Below are 16,318 nucleotides of genomic sequence, written 5' to 3'. Positions count from 1 at the left end.
GAACGACGACGCAGGTCCGACGAGAAAGACTTACTTCGGCAGGTTGGCGATTTGCGACAGGAACGGGTTGGCCGTTGCGAACCACAGGGCGATACCGGTGCCGATAATGAAAGCGGCGTCGATCAGACCAGCCAGCAGGAACATCTTGGTTTGGAGTTCACCCATGAGTTCGGGCTGACGTGCGGCCGACTCGAGGTACTTGCTGCCCATGATGCCGATGCCGATACATGCGCCCACAGCGCCCAGACCGATGATCAGGCCGGCGGCCAGTGCAACAAAGCTAATAACTTCCATGATGACTCCTAGAGGACTTTGGTTGAAGAGAAAAACAAAAACAAGAACGAAAACTGATGATCAGTGGTGATCGTGGGCCTGGCCGATGTAGACCAGCGTCAGCATCATGAACACGAAGGCTTGCAGCGTGATGATCAGGATGTGGAAGATGGCCCAGGCCGTGCCCGCGATGATGTGGCCGATGGCCAGGCCGATGCCGGTGGCCGACATGGACCAGGCACCACCCATCAGGGCGATCAGCAGGAAGATCAGTTCGCCGGCGTACATGTTGCCGAACAACCGCATGCCGTGCGAGACCGTCTTGGCGACGAACTCGATCATCTGCATGGCGAAGTTGAAGGGGTACAGGGCCCAGTGATTGCCGAAGGGCGCGGTGAACAGCTCGTGGACCCAGCCGCCGGCACCCTTGATCTTGATGTTGTAGTAGATGCAGATCAGCAGGACAGCCACCGACATGCCCATGGTCACCGACAGGTCGGCGGTGGGCACGACACGCAGATAGGCGTGGTGCGGGTCTTCGCCGGCGATGTGGAAGATCTTGGCCCAGATCGCCGGGAACAAATCGACCGGGAACAGGTCCATTGCGTTCAGCAGGAAGATCCAGACGAAGATGGTCAGGGCCAGCGGAGCGACGAACTTGCGGCTCGTGGCGTTGTGGACGATGCCCTTGGCCTGCTGGTCGACCATTTCGACGAGCAGTTCGACAGCCGCTTGAAAACGGCCGGGAACACCCGAAGTGGCCTTGCGGGCAGCCAGCCAGAGCAACCAGCAACCCAGGATACCGAGCGTGATCGAGAAAAAGAGAGAGTCGAAGTTGAAAACCGAGAAGTCGGCCACACCTCCGGGCTTGGAGCTTTGCAGGTGCGTCAAGTGGTGAACGATGTATTCACCAGCGGTCTGACCATGTTCCGCAGCGTTTTCAGCAGCCATTCCGTTACTCGTCTCTCAGTTTCCGGCGCCGGGGCGAGAACATCACCGCCAACCAGGCCGCCTTCATTGTCACCACCAGGCCGACCAGCATTGCTGGCCAGCTCAGCGCCGTAATCAGCCTTGGCGCAGCGATCAGCATCGCCACCGACAAGGCCATCTTGACCATTTCCCACAGGAAGAATCCGAACACCGCAGTGCCCGGATTCAGGGAGGAAAACCGGCCGGTCAGCCCGCGTGCGAAGACCGCCGATGGAACAACCACCGCGATCGCGCCATATGCGGCGGACCAGCCCAGATTTTGCCTCCCCGTCAGTCCCCAGGCAGCCAAAGCCACCACCAGACCGACAACCAACTGACCCGCGATCACCCGCCACGGGGAGATCGATGGGTTCTTTGCTCGCAGTTCACGCGCCTCATCGGCGGTCAACGGCTTGAATTCTGCGTCGAGGTCTTCAGCGACCTCCGAGTCCTGGCGGGCGATTGTTTTCATTTCGAATGAAGCCCGGATGACGACCCAGAATTTCTACAAAGCCATTGATTATAAGTAAAAACCCAGCCTGTCCCGCCACCCGCGCTGTCGCACACGCAAATCGGCACTGCATTCCCTGACGCGAACCCGACGCGGCGTGCACAACCATAATTCCTCCATGCACCCTATCACCGACGCCCTGCCCGCCACGCTTTGTTACCTCGATGGCGAGTACACCGCCCTGCGCGACGCAAAGATCAGCGTCCTCGATCGCGGCTTCATCTTCGGCGACGGCATCTACGAATACGTCCCCGTCTACTTCGGCCAGCCCTTCTGCTTCGAGGAGCACATGGCGCGCCTCGATCGCTCTCTCGCCGAGCTGCAGATCGAGAACCCGCTCTCGCTCGAGCAATGGCGGGAGATCGTGATGCGCCTCGTCGCGCCCGGCGGGGATGAACCCCAGTCAGTGTACTTTCAGGTAACGCGCGGCGTGGCCCCGCGCGACCATGCGATGGTGCGCGGCATCCGCCCCACCGTGTTCGTGATGGTGAACCCGCTGCCGCCCATCTCCGAGGCTGTGCGTGCCAAGGGCGTGGCCTGCGTCACCGCGGCCGACTTCCGCTGGCAGAAGGCGCACATCAAGAGCACCAGCCTGCTGGGCGCGGTGCTCGCGCGCCAGATCAGCGTGGAGGCCGGCGCGGCCGAGACCATCATGTTCCGCGACGACTGGCTCAGCGAGGCCTCGTCGAGCAACGTGTGGATCGTGAAGGACGGCAAGCTGATGGGCCCGCCCAAGAACAACCTCGTGCTGACCGGCATCCGCTACGGCCTGTTCGAGCGTCTCAGCAAGACACTCGGCATTCCCTTCGCGCTGCGCCCCATCTCGCGCGAGGAAGTGTTCGCCGCCGACGAAGTGCTGATCTCCTCGGCCAGCAAGGAACTGCTGCCGGTCGTCACGCTCGACGGCAAGCCTATTGGCAACGGCCGCCCCGGCCCCATCTACGAGAGCTTGTACGAGGCCTACCAGGAGGCCAAGGTACGCAACGCACAAACGCAGAAGCAGCAGAAGCACGGAGTCCCGGCATGACCGACAACACGACCACCACCGAAACCACCTCGATCCCCGATCCGCGCAAGGAATCGCTGATCGAGTACCCCTCGCAGTTCCCGATCAAGGTGATGGGTGCCAAGGCCGACGGCTTCGTGCACGCCATCACGCAGATCGCCGAACGCTTCGACCCCACGTTCGACGCCACCACCGTCGAGCTGCGCGACAGCAAGGCCGGCAACTACCTCGGCGTGACCATCACAGTCACGGCCACCAGCCGGGAACAGCTCGACGACCTGTATCGCGCGCTGTCCTCGCACCCGATGGTCAAGGTCGTGCTTTGACCTGCAAGCCGTTCGCACGGCAGGCCATGCAATGACAGACACAGTCGCCATCGCCGTTCCTGCCATCGAACTGCTCGCGCTGGGTCGCGTCGACTACGCCGACACCTTCGCGGCGATGAAGCAGTTCACGCTCGAGCGCACGCCCGACACGCCCGATGCGCTATGGATTTGCGAGCATGCCCCGGTCTTCACGCAAGGCATCGCGGGCAAGCAGGACCACATCCTGAACCCCGGCGCCATCCCCATCGTGCAGACCGACCGGGGCGGGCAGGTCACCTTCCACGGCCCCGGCCAGGTGGTGGCCTACCCGCTGATCGACCTGCGGCGCGCGGGCTACTTCGTCAAGGAATACGTGTTTCGCATCGAGGAATCGGTGCTTCGCACGCTGGCCCATTTCGGCGTCACGGGCCACCGCGTGGCGGGCGCCCCGGGCATCTACGTGCGGCTGGACGACCCGTTCTCCCACGCGGCGCTGACAGGCCCGATGCCCGCCGCCGACCCGTTCCGCGGCCTCGGCAAGATCGCCGCGCTGGGCATCAAGGTGAGCCGCCACGCCACCTACCACGGCGTTGCGCTCAACGTGCGGATGGACCTCGAACCCTTCTCGCGGATCAACCCTTGCGGCTATGCCGGCCTGCAAACGGTCGACCTTTCTACAATCGGCATCCAAACCACATGGGAAGAAGCCGCCGCGGTGCTGAGCCAGAAGCTCTCCACCTTCCTGGCGCCTTGACATACCGATGAGCACCACAGAAGTCGTCCGCGACGCCCAAAGCGCCGAAACCTACAACCCCCTGGCCAAGCAGAAAGCGGCGGCCAAGCTCTCGCGCATTCCCGTCAAGGTGGTGCAGAGCGGCGAAGTGCTCAAGAAGCCCGACTGGATCCGCGTCAAGGCCGGCAGCCCCACCACGCGCTTCTACGAGATCAAGCAGATCCTGCGCGAGAGCAACCTGCACACCGTCTGCGAAGAGGCTTCCTGCCCGAACATCGGCGAATGCTTCGGCAAGGGCACGGCCACCTTCATGATCATGGGCGACAAGTGCACGCGCCGCTGCCCGTTCTGCGACGTGGGCCACGGCCGCCCCGATCCGCTCGACAAGGACGAGCCGCTCAACCTCGCGAAGACCATCGCCAAGCTGCGCCTGAAGTACGTGGTGATCACCAGCGTCGACCGCGACGACCTGCGCGACGGCGGCAGCCAGCACTTCGTCGACTGCATCAGGAATATCCGCGAGCTCTCGCCCACCACGCAGATCGAGATCCTCGTGCCCGACTTCCGCGGCCGCGACGACCGCGCCCTCGAGATCCTCAAGGCCGCGCCGCCGGACGTGATGAACCACAACCTGGAAACCGCGCCGCGCCTCTACAAGGAAGCGCGTCCCGGCAGCGACTACCAGTTCAGCCTGAACCTGCTGAAGAAGTTCAAGGCGCTGCACCCCAACGTGCCCACCAAGAGCGGCATCATGGTCGGCCTCGGCGAGACCGACGAAGAGATCCTGCAGGTCATGCGCGACATGCGCGCCCACGACATCGACATGCTGACCATCGGCCAGTACCTGTCGCCGTCGGGCTCGCACCTGCCGGTGCGCCGCTACGTGCACCCCGACACCTTCAAGATGTTCGAGGAAGAGGCCTACAAGATGGGCTTCAGCCACGCCGCCGTGGGCGCGATGGTGCGGTCGAGCTACCACGCAGACCAGCAGGCAGGACACGTTCTGGCCGGCGCTGACAGCAACCAGAAGTGAGTGAGAAACACCAGAAGTCGGTGAGAATTTTCAGAAGTATTTGAGAATCTCCAGAGGGAAACGCGTTGGGAACTGGCCTCTCTTTTCCCAAGCCGCCGAAGCTGGAGCCCATCGACTCCGCCCTCACCGTTCGAGCCTTTCCCAAAGATTCCAACCTCTGGCGCATCGACTGGTTCGGCCCGATCGCCTTCCCGAACCGCTACGAACGCAATAGTCAGCCATCGGTCCTGGTCTTCATTTCGCAGGTTGAGCCACAGACGCAGACATACGAAGGCCTCGGGCACTACAACCAACAACGCAAGCTCTGGGTGTCCGTCGGCACCGCGATGTTGCTGAGGATCGGCGACATATGGAAGAACCAGCGGCCGTACTTTGAGCCGCCGCATACGAACCATACGTTCTCCAGCCTCGTCGTCGACCGATCCACGCTTTCCATCGTCAAGGCAGGCTCAGGCACAGCGGATGGCAGCTTCCTGCTGCCGCTACCCGATCACCCATGGCACATGAACAACACGCACTCCTACTGCGCGCAGGTGGAGCTGCCCTCGGGCAATCTGCTGTTGATCCCGTGCATGGAGCTCGTTCGCTTCTACTTCGGCTCTTCCAGCACGCTCCTGTCCAGGATCTTCACCCCACCACTCACCACCGACATGCTGTACACCGACTACGGCTACGACGAGCGCGGCAAGCTCGTGGTGATGCTGGCGGACTTTCTTCCAGCCGACAGCGCTGAGGACATTGCCCGGATAGCGACGAGCAAAGTGGCTCTCCATGCCGCGCAGTTGATCGGCAACTCGTGTCAGCAGGCGAGCGCCCTTGGCCAGGAGGCCTACCCGATGGCGAGATTTCCCTTCGAGGGCAAGACCGATCTGAAAGTCGCCGGCAGGTGGATAGGCAAACCAGGCTCAGGTACCTTTTTGGTCTACCGGATCGAATCCTGCAGCCATCCCTTTCCATTCAAGGCACTCAAGTACCAGCTCAGCTCGCTACAAAAGCCCAGGTACAAGCCAGGTCCCGAACATCGGGCTGCACAAGCAGCCACGGGCGTGGATGGCAAAAGCGGCGGGGGAACAAGGCCCCCCAAAGATCCGGGCTTGGTCGAAACGGATGCGTCGAAGTCAATCACGCCGCAAGTATTTCGGCGGCGCGCCACTCGCAAGTTCACCGACTTGGAGAACAAGCGCGTCTGGGGAACTTCGATCACCAAGCAACTGGCCGCCCAGCAGGCTGCGGGAAAGCCTCATCCCTCGATAGAGGACCATGCAGTTGGAGAGCCGAGCTCCGCGGAGCGAGTGCGCGCCGTGACGCTGACCGAGGCAGCAGAAAGCCACGTGCGACAGGTAGCACCGCAACCCTTTGTCCGGGTGACATTGGAGGCCTTGGCCCTGCAGAACGCCGTCAACGTGGAATTGCTGACGACCACACGCGACGGCTCGAACGCTGTGCCACTCGAGCTGCTGGCCGACGAGGACGGCGTCATCGACGATGCGCTGCTGGTCCGGTCCGGATTCAGGCATCGCGCCCGGCTCGCCCTGGCCTTCGCCCTCAGAGCGCCCGAAAGCGATCGCGGAGCGCTGTGCATCGTCATCGAGGCGTCGACCATCTTCCCGCTGGTGTATCCACTGGCCGATGAAGCGGCGGATATTGCCGACTCCGATGTTGCGCTCGAAGTGGCGCTACGCCGCTGCGCAGCGGACTTCCTTGAAGTGGAAAACTCGGGGACTCAGCCAAGCGACATGAAGGCCCACGGCTTTCGGGTGAAAGCCGATGATCCTGGGGCGGCTCAGATCATCAGCGCCTGGGCCGCAAACCTTTTTGCCGCCCCCGACTGAAGTCATCCATCCCGATCCGGGGTCACATCGTTGCCAGCCGGGCAGCAGTCCGCGAAAGAGCTTTGACAACTGGCACGTCGTTGATGAATGGTGGCCGCAAGCCCTGCGGCTCCAACCAGCTGCGAGGACGCATTTCGTACTTCGGCACCACGATAACCCGAGGCTTGGCCACCACGAGGGGCTGCCTCTGTGGGCGTTGCCGCAGGCAGGCCTGCACATGAATGTCGATCTCATCAATGCTCAAGGCCTGCGCCAGCTTCTGCGCCAAGGCTGCACGGCTCTTGCTGGCCGTCCCTTTGCCCAGCCCAAGCTCGGTCAGCTTGGCGATTGCTTCGTCCCGCCAAAGCATCTCCGCAAGCCGCACAGGATCACGTGAGGGGTTCGGGCGAGCAGCCCTCACGCAACGCATGGCCAGCTCACCACCCAACCCACAAGCGATCCATACACCCCACCACTCAGGCACCGTGGCCGTGACATCGTTCACGTGCATGGGCACCGTGGCCACGTTCGCGAAGCCGCAGACAGCACCGTAGGCCTCCGCCTGGACGGGCAGGCGCGTCACCCGGTCCTTGCCGGCCTTAATCTCAAAGCCGGTCAGCGAGGCGCCCGTCACGACGATATCGGCTCGCACCGCCTGGCTTCTCACCGGAAGACAGAGCTCTTCGAGAACGAGTTCCTCGGCCTGCCACGCACCCGCACTCTTGAGCAGCGTGCGCAGCTGCACGTCATGCGCCACAGCGCTCTCATCCAGTGGAAGCCTGAAAAAGGGGTGTCGGATGTACGTCATATATGCAACTATGCAATAATAAATGCATGAACGTCAATGTTGTACTGCAAAGAATCCGCCAAGCCATGGCGGAGAAAAACCTCAAGCAGGTCGATATTTCCAGAGGGACAGGCATCCCTCAGCCGACCCTCAGTCGATCGTTCTCCCAGGCGGTCAAGGTCACTCCGACCCATCGCAAGATATGCAAATATCTTGGAATATCGTTAACCGAGGATCTGGACGGCGCGGGGGCACAGGCGCTGCACCGGGCAGTGCTGGACGCATGGGACGGCACCGAGCGTCATGCACTGGCGCTTGCGAATCTCGTGCGGGCCGCTGCCCGCGCTTCAGCAGTCTCTTCCACGTGGGGTAAGTCGTCATGACCCAGCACGCAGCGATATTTCTCGGGCACACCGCAGTCCACCTGGAACTGCCATCCGCGGCGAACGAGGTGGTCGCAGGCGTTCCCTGGGGGGCAATCGACGCCTTTCCAACTCCTGCCTACTGGGCGTTCCAGGTCATGGCTCGGCGAGTCAACGGCACGAGCGTGCGCTACAGGATCGGCAACACCCTCGCCGAGGAGGTCGCAGCCTGTCTGCTCGGTGGCCATGGGATCTCGGCGAGCATCGGCCTCGCCGCATTCCGACATCTCAAGCAGCACGGGCTTCTTTCCCTGGAGCGTGGCGCGCCTACAGAGGCCGATTTGCTGGCAAAGCTGTCGACCCCCATGGAGCTGGAAGGCAGGTCTGTGCTCTACCGATTCGCGAAGCAGAAGGCGCGCTACCTGAATGCCGCCTTCAACAGACTGGTCCAGGAGCCCGCACCGACCGGCACAGGCCGGCAATTGCGGGACTGGTTGCTTCCGGTCCAGGGGATCGGTCCCAAGACAGCATCATGGATCGCACGCAACTGGCTGGACGCGGACGACGTGGCGATCCTGGACATTCACATCCTTCGCGCTGGAATGCTGGGAGGCTTCTTCGACCAAGGGCTCACTGTGGAGCGCGACTACCTGAAGCTCGAACAGCAGTTCCTGGCGTTTGCGCGTGGACTCGGGGTGCGCGCCTCCGAACTCGACGCACTCATGTGGCTCGAAATGGCCTCGTCTCAAACAACTGTCCACGAACTCTTGCGGGAACGTCTACCAGCACCCGCAGCGAAGCAACAGACGCGGAACCAGCGGCAGATCAAATCACGTGCGCCTGCCCACCAGCGCCGCGCCGACACCCGCCAGGCCCGACTCGTCGACTAGTTTTCCAGCCCAGGGATCTCCCGTGATTCCCAGCGGCACGAAAGCGAGACCCAGCGCTTCGGCTGCCAAGCTCAGATACCCCAGCAGGACGCCGGCGTCACGCCAGACGAGACTTTCGGAATTGAAGTACTTCGCAGCCGTCTTTCCTGGCTCCGCGACGAGAAGCAACAATGTGGCCACAGGTGCCGCGATCAGTTCATCCATCTCCCTTCGGACGACCTGCACATCGGGACCACCAGGCACTGACACCAGCTCATGGCCTGCAGGGTCATATCTGTTCCAGCCACCGAGCACAGGGCTCTGGACGACCAAGTGCACGGGATGAATAGCGCCGGCGGAAGGCGACGGCCGCAGCGTCAGAGGAAACCCAAGATGCTGTGGACCGCACGCCAACTGCTGGCTGGTGAGCGCAAGCAGCCACCCCAGCCGGTCCAGCGGCAACGGTGCAAACTCGCGCGCCGAGCGTCGGCGGGTTGCGAGGTCCATGAAGGACCATTCGAAAGTGGAATCATCCGACGGGAGCAGCGCCAGTGGCTGCAGGGGGATGCGCCCGCTTTCTGGCCAGCGCACAGGCACATAGTGCTGCACCTCGGTGCGCGGCCGCGGGTTTCCCAGATCAAGCCACGTCACGCTGCAGCTCTTTGAGGACTTCGAAGTACTTGTTGCACCCGCGGCATTGGGCGCATGCCACATTGGCCTTGTGACAGCTGTGCGCCCAAGCCAGCTGGTCAAGAGGCGCTCCCGACAGCTTCACCAGTTCGGCCGTGGAAAGCTCGATCGCCGGCGCTTCAACCCGCATGCATCCCTCTTGCAGGCTCAGCAGCCGATCCAGTGCACCGACGAACTCCTGCGTCCCATCGCGATGGCTGCCATCGGATTTCACAGTCCCCAACCAAAGCTGGGTGACACCGAGCGAGATTGCCTTCATCGCTGCGAGTGTTGCCAGCAGTTGGTTGCGATAGGGCCACCAATCGCTCGCGGGCGCATGGGGGTCTGCCTCGCCACCAGCCATGTCGCCCGAACCCAGCATCCGGCAGTCGACCCGCAGGATGTGATGCTCGATATCGAGGACTGCACAGACGGCCTTCGATGCCCGCAGTTCCGCTTCAGCCGCCAGTTGCCCGTAGTCGATGGTGATCGCGATATCCGGACGTTTCCACCAGGCGATGCTGAGGGAATCCATCCCGCCCGACAGCAGCAGCGCTGTCTTCATAGCCCCGCGGCCAGCCAGACCGCCTGATAGACCGCGCCCACGTAGTCTTTGGTGAGAGTACAGCCTGAGCCTTCGATCATTTTCTTGTTCTCTTCACTTTCGTTCTCGCAGTAGACGATGACCGGCTTGTTCAAGGCCCGGGCAAATCCGATCTCGTAGATCGTCCCGGAATCAAGACCGTCGCCGATTGCAAACACGAAATCGGCTCTCCTGATCCCATCCAGGTCTTTCGAGACGACGTCGTCAGCCGAACCCAGGCCTACGTCGTGATACGGCGAAAACACTGTCAATCCCATGCTGCGCAGATTGCCTCGCGCCTGTTCAACCAGCCACAGTTGGGCCAGCGTGAAGAAAGGCCCCGCCAGGTACACCGTCGGCCGCCAGCCCTTCGCATAGCGCTCAGACACAGTGATCGCAGGTGGATTGAACGCGGCCAGGGATTCAGGCGCCGCAAAGGAGCGCGTTTCACAATAGAACGCCGTCGCCCTCGATGCCAGATCTGCGCTCTCGGCAGGCGTGCGACCACGCTGCATCCACTGGTGCGCGAAGTGGGCGACGAAGTTGTCGCCCGAGCCGATCTTCCATACTTCCTGCGACCGATAGGCCGGCACAGCGTGCACGTTCGTGCCGTCAAAGACAAGCGCCCCCCGCGGTCCACGCTTGATGACAACAACGCTGGCCTTGTGCGTTTGCAGTAGCTCTCTGGCCATCTCTTCGACGGGTACGTCCGTCTTGCCCGTCATCAACGAGGCTTCGTGCTGGTTCAGAACGAGCGCGAGTTCCCTGGCGGTGGATCCGTTCTCGTGGAACGGCCGCGGGTTCTGCGCATTCTGCGGGTCGTAAACGACCCGATCACCATGAACCCGTGCATCCCCCTCCAGCATCCCGAAGCGCACGATGTGCCGGGCACTGACTTCGATTTCAGGCAGCGGCTGCGCGACGCCGTAGATGCGTGGCGTTTCCAGCCCATGGTGATAATCGAACGCCACCGCAGTCGACGCCTCCTTCGTACGGATCGCCATCGGAGTCGTGGAAAACACCGCTCGCTGGGTCACAACTTCGGCGCCATGGGCATCGACATAGCCGTGCAACTCCACGGCTCCTTGCATTGCCGCGATCGCCGAAGCAGCCCGGCCGGCTGAGCCGAAGATCTCGCGCCAACGAGGACGCATGCATCGCTCGTGATAGACGCCGCCCACGACCGCAATGGAATCGGCAGGCGGCGCGTCTGAGGCCTCCATGGCTTGCGACGTCAAAGCTGCACGGGTCGCACGACCACACGAACCTGTCCATTGGACTTGGAAAGAACTTTCGCGTTGTATTGAGTGCCGGCCTTCAGGCACTCCCGCAGACGCAGCAGTTCCGGCGTCGCCAGTCCTCCGGCAACTTGCCCCTGATGCACAACCGCCACAGCGGTTGTCCCGTTCATCTTCCGGGTCTCGACCGGTAGAACATCGTTCACCTGGATGCTAGCGATGACGGCAGCGTCCGGCGAGCTCAGCTGTGTCTCGATCACCAGCGTCTCACAACTCAGGTCCCAATCCGAAGAGCCGCCACCTCCACCGCCGCCGCCAGATCCCGACATGGTCCACCTCCTGTTGTAGTGAAACGCAGACTATCGACAGGTTCAGGGGACGCAATACCGAATTCTGGGGATGAGAGAAATCCGCCAAGTGAGGCTACTTTCAACACTTCGCCATCGCAAGGACGGGAGGGGTGAGTGGACTCCGTTTTTTGCAACTTATTCATTACTATTTTTCAGGACAGCCGGAGGGCTTAGGGTGAGGGAAATCGTGGGTGTCCTTGCGCTGCTCGCGGGCGCGGGTGTCCTGCTCCATGTCAACTTGGGGCAGCGGGATCGGCGTTTCAGAACGGGCTATAAGAACAACCAGGTCCCGACACAGATGGCCGCCGGTCCGCGCCTCAAATGGACGGCGATTCTCTGGACCATTGGAGGCTTGTGCCTGGCGAATGCAGCCGTTCTCGCAGGGCTCGCAACCTTGGCGGCTTGCATTGGCGCGGCATGGATCGCCTGGACGCAGTACCCAAAGCTTTGGGCTCGGTTCCAAGGAAGCACGCCTCGCAACTCGGCATTCACTGCAGCGCGTTGGTCTCTCTGTGGCGCCGCCGGTGGCTTCGCCGCATATGCGACAGCCCTGATGATTGGACTGGAGACCTTCAGCGCTTCGACACCGCCGGTTGCGAGCATCCCCACGATCTCGCGCCCAGCGAATGTTCCAACAAATGCTTCCGCGACGCGGCCCGCGGCTGCGAGCAACGCGCGTGTCGCATCCCCGCAGCGGTCCGAACCGGCCGAGGAAGTCCTGGAAAGCACCCGCCGCACGTCGCCTCCAGTAGTTACGCCTGTCGAAGTTCAGCGCTCCGTCCCTGCCTTGGGCCCGGCGGACCCGGTGACCAGCAGGTCCTTGGAGGCCTCCGCAGCACGCGTGCCTGCCGGCACGAGGCCGCCCATTCAGCGAGAGCGGGATACTGAGGATGAAGATGCCGACACGGAAGATCACGGTCCACGTGATCTTCGAGCCCTCGGCCCCATGAGAGGCATCCCAGGCGGACGCGGACTCAACGTCGCACCAGGTGCTTCGTTCAATCAGCGGTTCCCATACACCCCGCCGGCACAGCAACGCTCGCCGGACGTGGCGAACGCGGAACCAAACGACCGAGGCAACGCCTACGCGCCGATTGAACGTCCACAGAGCGGGCGCTTGCAGGCAGAGCGTGTCCCTGTGGAGCGCGGCGTCGTGGTTCCTCAGCGCCAGTCTCTTCAGAGATATACCGCCCCGCGATACGAAGCTCCTTCGGAGCGCCTTGGCCCTCAAGGCGACGGCCCCTGAGTCGAGATCGCCGCTTACGCCCGCTGGCAACACCTTCATCAACCTACAGGGACTTCTCCATGACAGAACAGATCGGCTTCGGTACCTCCAACTTCGCAGACAACGCCGAACCACGCTGCCCCTGCGTGCTGTTGCTCGACGTATCCGGCTCGATGTCCGGCGCGCCCATCCAGCATCTCAACGACGGGCTCGTCACGCTCAAGGATGAACTTGCGGCGGACGCCTTGGCCATGAAGCGCGTGGAGATCGCCATCGTGACATTCGGACCGACGCAGGTGCACACACCTTTCACAGGCGCAGAGTCCTTCTATCCACCCACCCTGTCCCCGCAGGGAGCCACGCCGATGGGAGAAGCGATCCGCCAAGGGCTGCAGCTTGTGCGGGAGCGCAAGGAGGAGTACCGCGCCAACGGCATTCCGTACTATCGCCCCTGGGTGTTCCTGATCACAGACGGCGGCCCCACCGACGAGTGGCAGAGCGCGGCAGCGGCGGTCAAGGAAGGCGAAGCCTCCAAGGCTTTCGCGTTCTTTGCCATCGGCGTCAAGGGAGCCAACCTCGAAGTGCTCAGCCAGATCAGTGTGCGCACGCCCTTGACCCTGGACGGATTGAAGTTCCGGGAGCTCTTCAGTTGGTTGTCCTCTTCACTCAAGTCCGTGTCGCAGTCCACGCCTGGAACCGAGGTCAAGCTGGATGCACCCACCGGCTGGGCATCGGTATGACCGCACGAGGAAGGCTCGCGGCATGAACTGGCGCGTGGTGTCCGCGGCGGCCATCGGTACTTCGCACCGCACCAATGGCTCGGATTGCCAGGATGACTGCTGGGCGATGGTCGAGCAGTTGGGCGACGAGCGTGTTCTTACCATCTTCGTCGCGGACGGCGCTGGCTCGGCACGCCATGGTCGCGATGGTGCGACCACTGCGGTTCAATCGGCCGCTCGCTTCGTAGCAGAAGCATTCGCTTCAGAGGCGCCGGTGCTGACGACCGAACGGGCGCCAGCACTGGCACGCGATTGCGTTCAGGCCGTGCGCTCGGCGATCCTTGAAGTGGCCAGCACCAGGCGCGATGCAGGCGCTGCAGGCGAGCTCGATGCCGTCAATGAAGCAGACAAGAAGAGCCTCGGAGCACGCGATTTCGCGTGCACCTTTCTCGGGGCCATATCGACTTCGCAGGCAACGCTCGTCTTCCAGATCGGTGACGGCGCCATCGTGCTCGACACAGGCAATGGGCTGGAACTGTTCACCGCCCCGATGACTGGCGAGTACGCCAACATGACGCATTTCGTCACGCAGGACGACTGCCTCGAGGTGATGGTGCACAAGCTCTACGCCGGCAGTGCTCTGAAGCTCGCTGCCTTCAGTGATGGCCTCCAGCGGCTGGCCCTGAACATGTCGCAGGGGACGCCTCATGAGCCGTTTTTTGAACCCTTCTTCACGGTTCTGGCCAAGGCCACCGCCGAGCAGGAAGACTTGCTCCAGACTCAGTTGGCCGCATTCCTGGATAGCGCTCCCGTCAACGAGCGCACCGACGACGACAAGAGCCTCGCGCTGGCTGTGCGCTGCGAATAGGGCTGTCGCCTGAACGGCACAGCCACCCCAAGTCCTTTCCTTGTGAGCCCGGTGATGAACAACCTTTGGACTGGCGGCGGAGCATCGATCGCCCTCGGCAAGCAACTCGGCAAAGGGGGCGAAGGCAGCGTGTTCGACGTCCCAGCCCAACCCAAGCTGGTCGCCAAGCTGTATCACGCCGCACCCAACGCCCAGAAGCAGGACAAGCTGCGCTTCATGGCCACGCATGGCCACAAGGACCTGCTGGAATACCTGGCCTGGCCCACGGAGACCTTGCATCAATCACGCGGCGGCCCGGTCGTTGGCTTCCTGATGGAGCGCGTCTCGCAGAAGCAGCCGGTTCACATGCTCTACAGCGTCGCGCATCGCAAGCAGGATTATCCAAAGGCAGCCTGGGATTTCCTGCTCTACGCCGCGCGCAATACCGCCACGGCCTTTGAAGCCGTCCATCGGCACGGCCATGTGCTCGGTGACGTCAATCAGGGCAACGTCATGGTGGGCCATGACACCAAGGTTCTGCTCATCGACAGCGATTCGATGCAGATTGCTGCCGGTGGCAAGGTTCATCTGTGCGAGGTAGGCGTCTCGCACTTCACCCCGCCCGAACTGCAAGGGATCTCATCATTCAGCACGCTCGCGCGCAGTGCAAATCACGACGCATTCGGCCTGGCGCTTCTCATTTTTCATCTGCTGTTTGCCGGAAGACATCCCTTTGCGGGGCGTCCGCTTCGCGAAGACGTCGGCAACGGGCTGGAGCCCGACATCAAGGCGTTTCGTTTTGCCTATGGGCCTGACGCGGGCCAGCGCGGCTTTGCCCCACCGCCACGCTCGATCCCCTTGTCCCTGGTTCCACCTGCCGTGCAGTCGATGTTCCAGCGTGCTTTCACCGAAGCTGGCGCCATGGCTGCAGGACGCCCCACCGCCAGCCAATGGATCGCAGCGCTCGATCAGATGCGTGGCACGCTCAAGACATGCGGCAAGTCGAAGATGCACGTCTATCCGAATCACTCCTCGGCATGCCCCTGGTGTGCCTTGGAAAACCAGGGGGCGCACTTCTTCATCGACCTCGGGACCTTCATCACGAACACCGGCACGGGGTTCGTGCTCGCCCGGGTCTGGGCGGCCATTGAAAGCGTTCATCCGCCAAAGGCATCAGCGCTGGCACAGCCCTCCCAGATCAAGGTCGAGCCGACCCCGCTTCCGCAAGGATTGAAGAAGGGGAAGAACCGCTTGCCATCCTTCGTCGTCATAGTCGTTGCAGCAGCCTTCTTCACCTACATTGCGCCCGCGCTCGGAATTCTGGGAGGACTGCTCTGCTTCGGGATATGGCTCACGGTCTCCAGTGGGGCAAGCGAGGACTACAAGAAGGAGATGGCGCAGCGCCAGTCGCGGCGAGACGCGGCCCAAAGCGCCTACGACCAGTTGATCTCCAATGTCACGCAGATCACCGCAGGAACCAGATTCGCACAGGAAAAGCAGGCGCTCGCACCGTTGCGGCAAGCGCATGAGAATCTGGCTTCCGTGGAGAAGAACATGATTGAGTCGGCCAAGGCGAAAGCCCAGGCGCGCCAACTGCACGACCATCTTGACCGCTTCTTCATCGAAGACGCCGACATCGCCGGCTTGGGAACTACAAAGAAAGCAGCCCTGCGCTCCTGGGGTATCGAAACGGCTGCGGATGTCACGAGAGCCGGCGTCCGCGCAGTCAAGGGCTTTGGACCGAAGCTGACCACGACGATGCTGGGATGGAGAAGCCAGTGCGAGGCACGCTTCAGATTCGATCCTTCACCTCAAGCGCTGCAGACGGATATTGCGCGCGCGAAAAACGAAGTCGCTGCGCAGCGCCAGAAGCTCGAGTCCGGCCTTCAGAGCGGGCTGGAGCGCCTGGCCCGCATGCGTGTGGAAGCCGAGGCGAACCTTGCGCGCGCAACCCCGGCGTTGACGCAGGCTGCCTCAACGCTCGCCCAAGCCACAGCAGACTTGATGCTCTGACAAGATTGCAACACG

Annotated in this window: 18 protein-coding genes; 10 read left to right on the top strand and 8 right to left on the bottom strand. The window is 62.5% G+C overall.

Annotation, left to right across the window (positions count from 1 at the left end; translation table 11 throughout):
- Positions 1 to 30 precede the first annotated feature (30 nt).
- The 3 genes from atpE to BMY35_RS28570 are packed head-to-tail and all read right to left on the bottom strand — an operon-like array spanning position 31 to position 1,714.
- Positions 31 to 294 carry a F0F1 ATP synthase subunit C gene (gene atpE / locus BMY35_RS28580; RefSeq protein WP_019657641.1) on the bottom strand — a complete coding sequence of 88 codons (264 nt, stop codon included), beginning with the start codon at positions 292 to 294 and terminating at the stop codon, positions 31 to 33.
- Between the two features lie 60 nt (positions 295 to 354).
- Positions 355 to 1,224, bottom strand: coding sequence for a F0F1 ATP synthase subunit A (atpB, locus tag BMY35_RS28575; protein WP_093206375.1), 870 nt, complete (start codon positions 1,222 to 1,224; stop codon positions 355 to 357).
- 4 nt (positions 1,225 to 1,228) lie between these two features.
- Positions 1,229 to 1,714 (bottom strand): ATP synthase subunit I, encoded by a 486-nt coding sequence (locus BMY35_RS28570; RefSeq protein WP_093206374.1) that lies wholly within the window; start codon positions 1,712 to 1,714, stop codon positions 1,229 to 1,231.
- 157 nt (positions 1,715 to 1,871) lie between these two features.
- Here BMY35_RS28570 and BMY35_RS28565 point away from each other — a divergent pair, with 157 nt between their 5' ends.
- From BMY35_RS28565 to BMY35_RS28545, 5 genes are all read left to right on the top strand, one after another.
- Complete coding sequence (locus tag BMY35_RS28565; protein ID WP_093206373.1) at positions 1,872 to 2,780, top strand: D-amino acid aminotransferase; 909 nt, start codon at positions 1,872 to 1,874, stop codon at positions 2,778 to 2,780.
- Positions 2,777 to 3,085: a YbeD family protein gene (locus BMY35_RS28560; RefSeq protein ID WP_093206372.1), complete on the top strand. Its 309-nt coding sequence runs from the start codon at positions 2,777 to 2,779 to the stop codon at positions 3,083 to 3,085. The genes BMY35_RS28565 and BMY35_RS28560 overlap by 4 nt, the downstream gene beginning before the upstream one ends.
- Positions 3,086 to 3,116: 31 nt before the next feature.
- Complete coding sequence (gene lipB / locus BMY35_RS28555; protein WP_093206371.1) at positions 3,117 to 3,818, top strand: lipoyl(octanoyl) transferase LipB; 702 nt, start codon at positions 3,117 to 3,119, stop codon at positions 3,816 to 3,818.
- Between the two features lie 7 nt (positions 3,819 to 3,825).
- Positions 3,826 to 4,830 (top strand): lipoyl synthase, encoded by a 1,005-nt coding sequence (gene lipA / locus BMY35_RS28550; protein WP_093206370.1) that lies wholly within the window; start codon positions 3,826 to 3,828, stop codon positions 4,828 to 4,830.
- Positions 4,831 to 4,895: 65 nt separating this feature from the next.
- On the top strand, positions 4,896 to 6,662 hold the full coding sequence (locus BMY35_RS28545) for a hypothetical protein (protein ID WP_093206369.1): 1,767 nt from the start codon (positions 4,896 to 4,898) through the stop codon (positions 6,660 to 6,662).
- A 22-nt stretch (positions 6,663 to 6,684) separates the two neighbouring features.
- Here the strand turns inward: BMY35_RS28545 and BMY35_RS28540 are convergent, their stop codons facing one another.
- Positions 6,685 to 7,449: a sce7726 family protein gene (locus BMY35_RS28540; protein ID WP_093206368.1), complete on the bottom strand. Its 765-nt coding sequence runs from the start codon at positions 7,447 to 7,449 to the stop codon at positions 6,685 to 6,687.
- Between the two features lie 26 nt (positions 7,450 to 7,475).
- Between BMY35_RS28540 and BMY35_RS28535 the strand changes: the two genes are divergently transcribed.
- Together BMY35_RS28535 and BMY35_RS28530 are read left to right on the top strand one after the other, a co-directional pair.
- Complete coding sequence (locus BMY35_RS28535) at positions 7,476 to 7,811, top strand: helix-turn-helix domain-containing protein (protein ID WP_177213726.1); 336 nt, start codon at positions 7,476 to 7,478, stop codon at positions 7,809 to 7,811.
- Positions 7,808 to 8,680, top strand: a complete 873-nt coding sequence (locus BMY35_RS28530) for an 8-oxoguanine DNA glycosylase (protein WP_093206366.1) — start codon at positions 7,808 to 7,810, stop codon at positions 8,678 to 8,680. The genes BMY35_RS28535 and BMY35_RS28530 overlap by 4 nt, the downstream gene beginning before the upstream one ends.
- Here BMY35_RS28530 and BMY35_RS28525 read toward each other — a convergent pair.
- The 4 genes from BMY35_RS28525 to BMY35_RS28510 are packed head-to-tail and all read right to left on the bottom strand — an operon-like array spanning position 8,621 to position 11,478.
- On the bottom strand, positions 8,621 to 9,310 hold the full coding sequence (locus tag BMY35_RS28525; protein WP_177213725.1) for a nitroreductase family protein: 690 nt from the start codon (positions 9,308 to 9,310) through the stop codon (positions 8,621 to 8,623). The genes BMY35_RS28530 and BMY35_RS28525 overlap by 60 nt on opposite strands.
- Entirely contained in the window at positions 9,297 to 9,893 is a 597-nt protein-coding gene (locus tag BMY35_RS28520; protein WP_093206364.1) for a 7-cyano-7-deazaguanine synthase, read from the bottom strand. The genes BMY35_RS28525 and BMY35_RS28520 overlap by 14 nt, the downstream gene beginning before the upstream one ends.
- Positions 9,890 to 11,134 (bottom strand): PfkB family carbohydrate kinase, encoded by a 1,245-nt coding sequence (locus BMY35_RS28515; protein ID WP_093206363.1) that lies wholly within the window; start codon positions 11,132 to 11,134, stop codon positions 9,890 to 9,892. The genes BMY35_RS28520 and BMY35_RS28515 overlap by 4 nt, the downstream gene beginning before the upstream one ends.
- An 11-nt stretch (positions 11,135 to 11,145) precedes the next feature.
- Positions 11,146 to 11,478 (bottom strand): hypothetical protein, encoded by a 333-nt coding sequence (locus tag BMY35_RS28510; protein WP_093206362.1) that lies wholly within the window; start codon positions 11,476 to 11,478, stop codon positions 11,146 to 11,148.
- A gap of 1,326 nt (positions 11,479 to 12,804) precedes the next feature.
- On the opposite strand from BMY35_RS28510, the gene BMY35_RS28505 reads away from it, so the two are divergent.
- From BMY35_RS28505 to BMY35_RS28495, 3 genes are read left to right on the top strand one after another with little or no spacing between them, the layout of a single operon-like run.
- Entirely contained in the window at positions 12,805 to 13,464 is a 660-nt protein-coding gene (locus BMY35_RS28505; RefSeq protein WP_093206361.1) for a vWA domain-containing protein, read from the top strand.
- A gap of 22 nt (positions 13,465 to 13,486) precedes the next feature.
- Positions 13,487 to 14,311, top strand: a complete 825-nt coding sequence (locus BMY35_RS28500; protein ID WP_093206360.1) for a PP2C family serine/threonine-protein phosphatase — start codon at positions 13,487 to 13,489, stop codon at positions 14,309 to 14,311.
- 51 nt (positions 14,312 to 14,362) lie between these two features.
- A complete protein-coding gene (locus BMY35_RS28495; RefSeq protein WP_305727982.1) occupies positions 14,363 to 16,303 on the top strand; it encodes a helix-hairpin-helix domain-containing protein in 1,941 nt (646 codons plus the stop codon).
- Positions 16,304 to 16,318 lie beyond the last annotated feature (15 nt).

The organism is Variovorax sp. YR750 (assembly GCF_900109805.1).
In the GTDB taxonomy this organism is placed as follows: Bacteria; Pseudomonadota; Gammaproteobacteria; order Burkholderiales; family Burkholderiaceae_C; genus Variovorax; species Variovorax gossypii.
The sequence above is the reverse complement of the archived record's forward strand: the minus strand, read 5'-3'. Positions and strand labels throughout refer to the sequence as shown.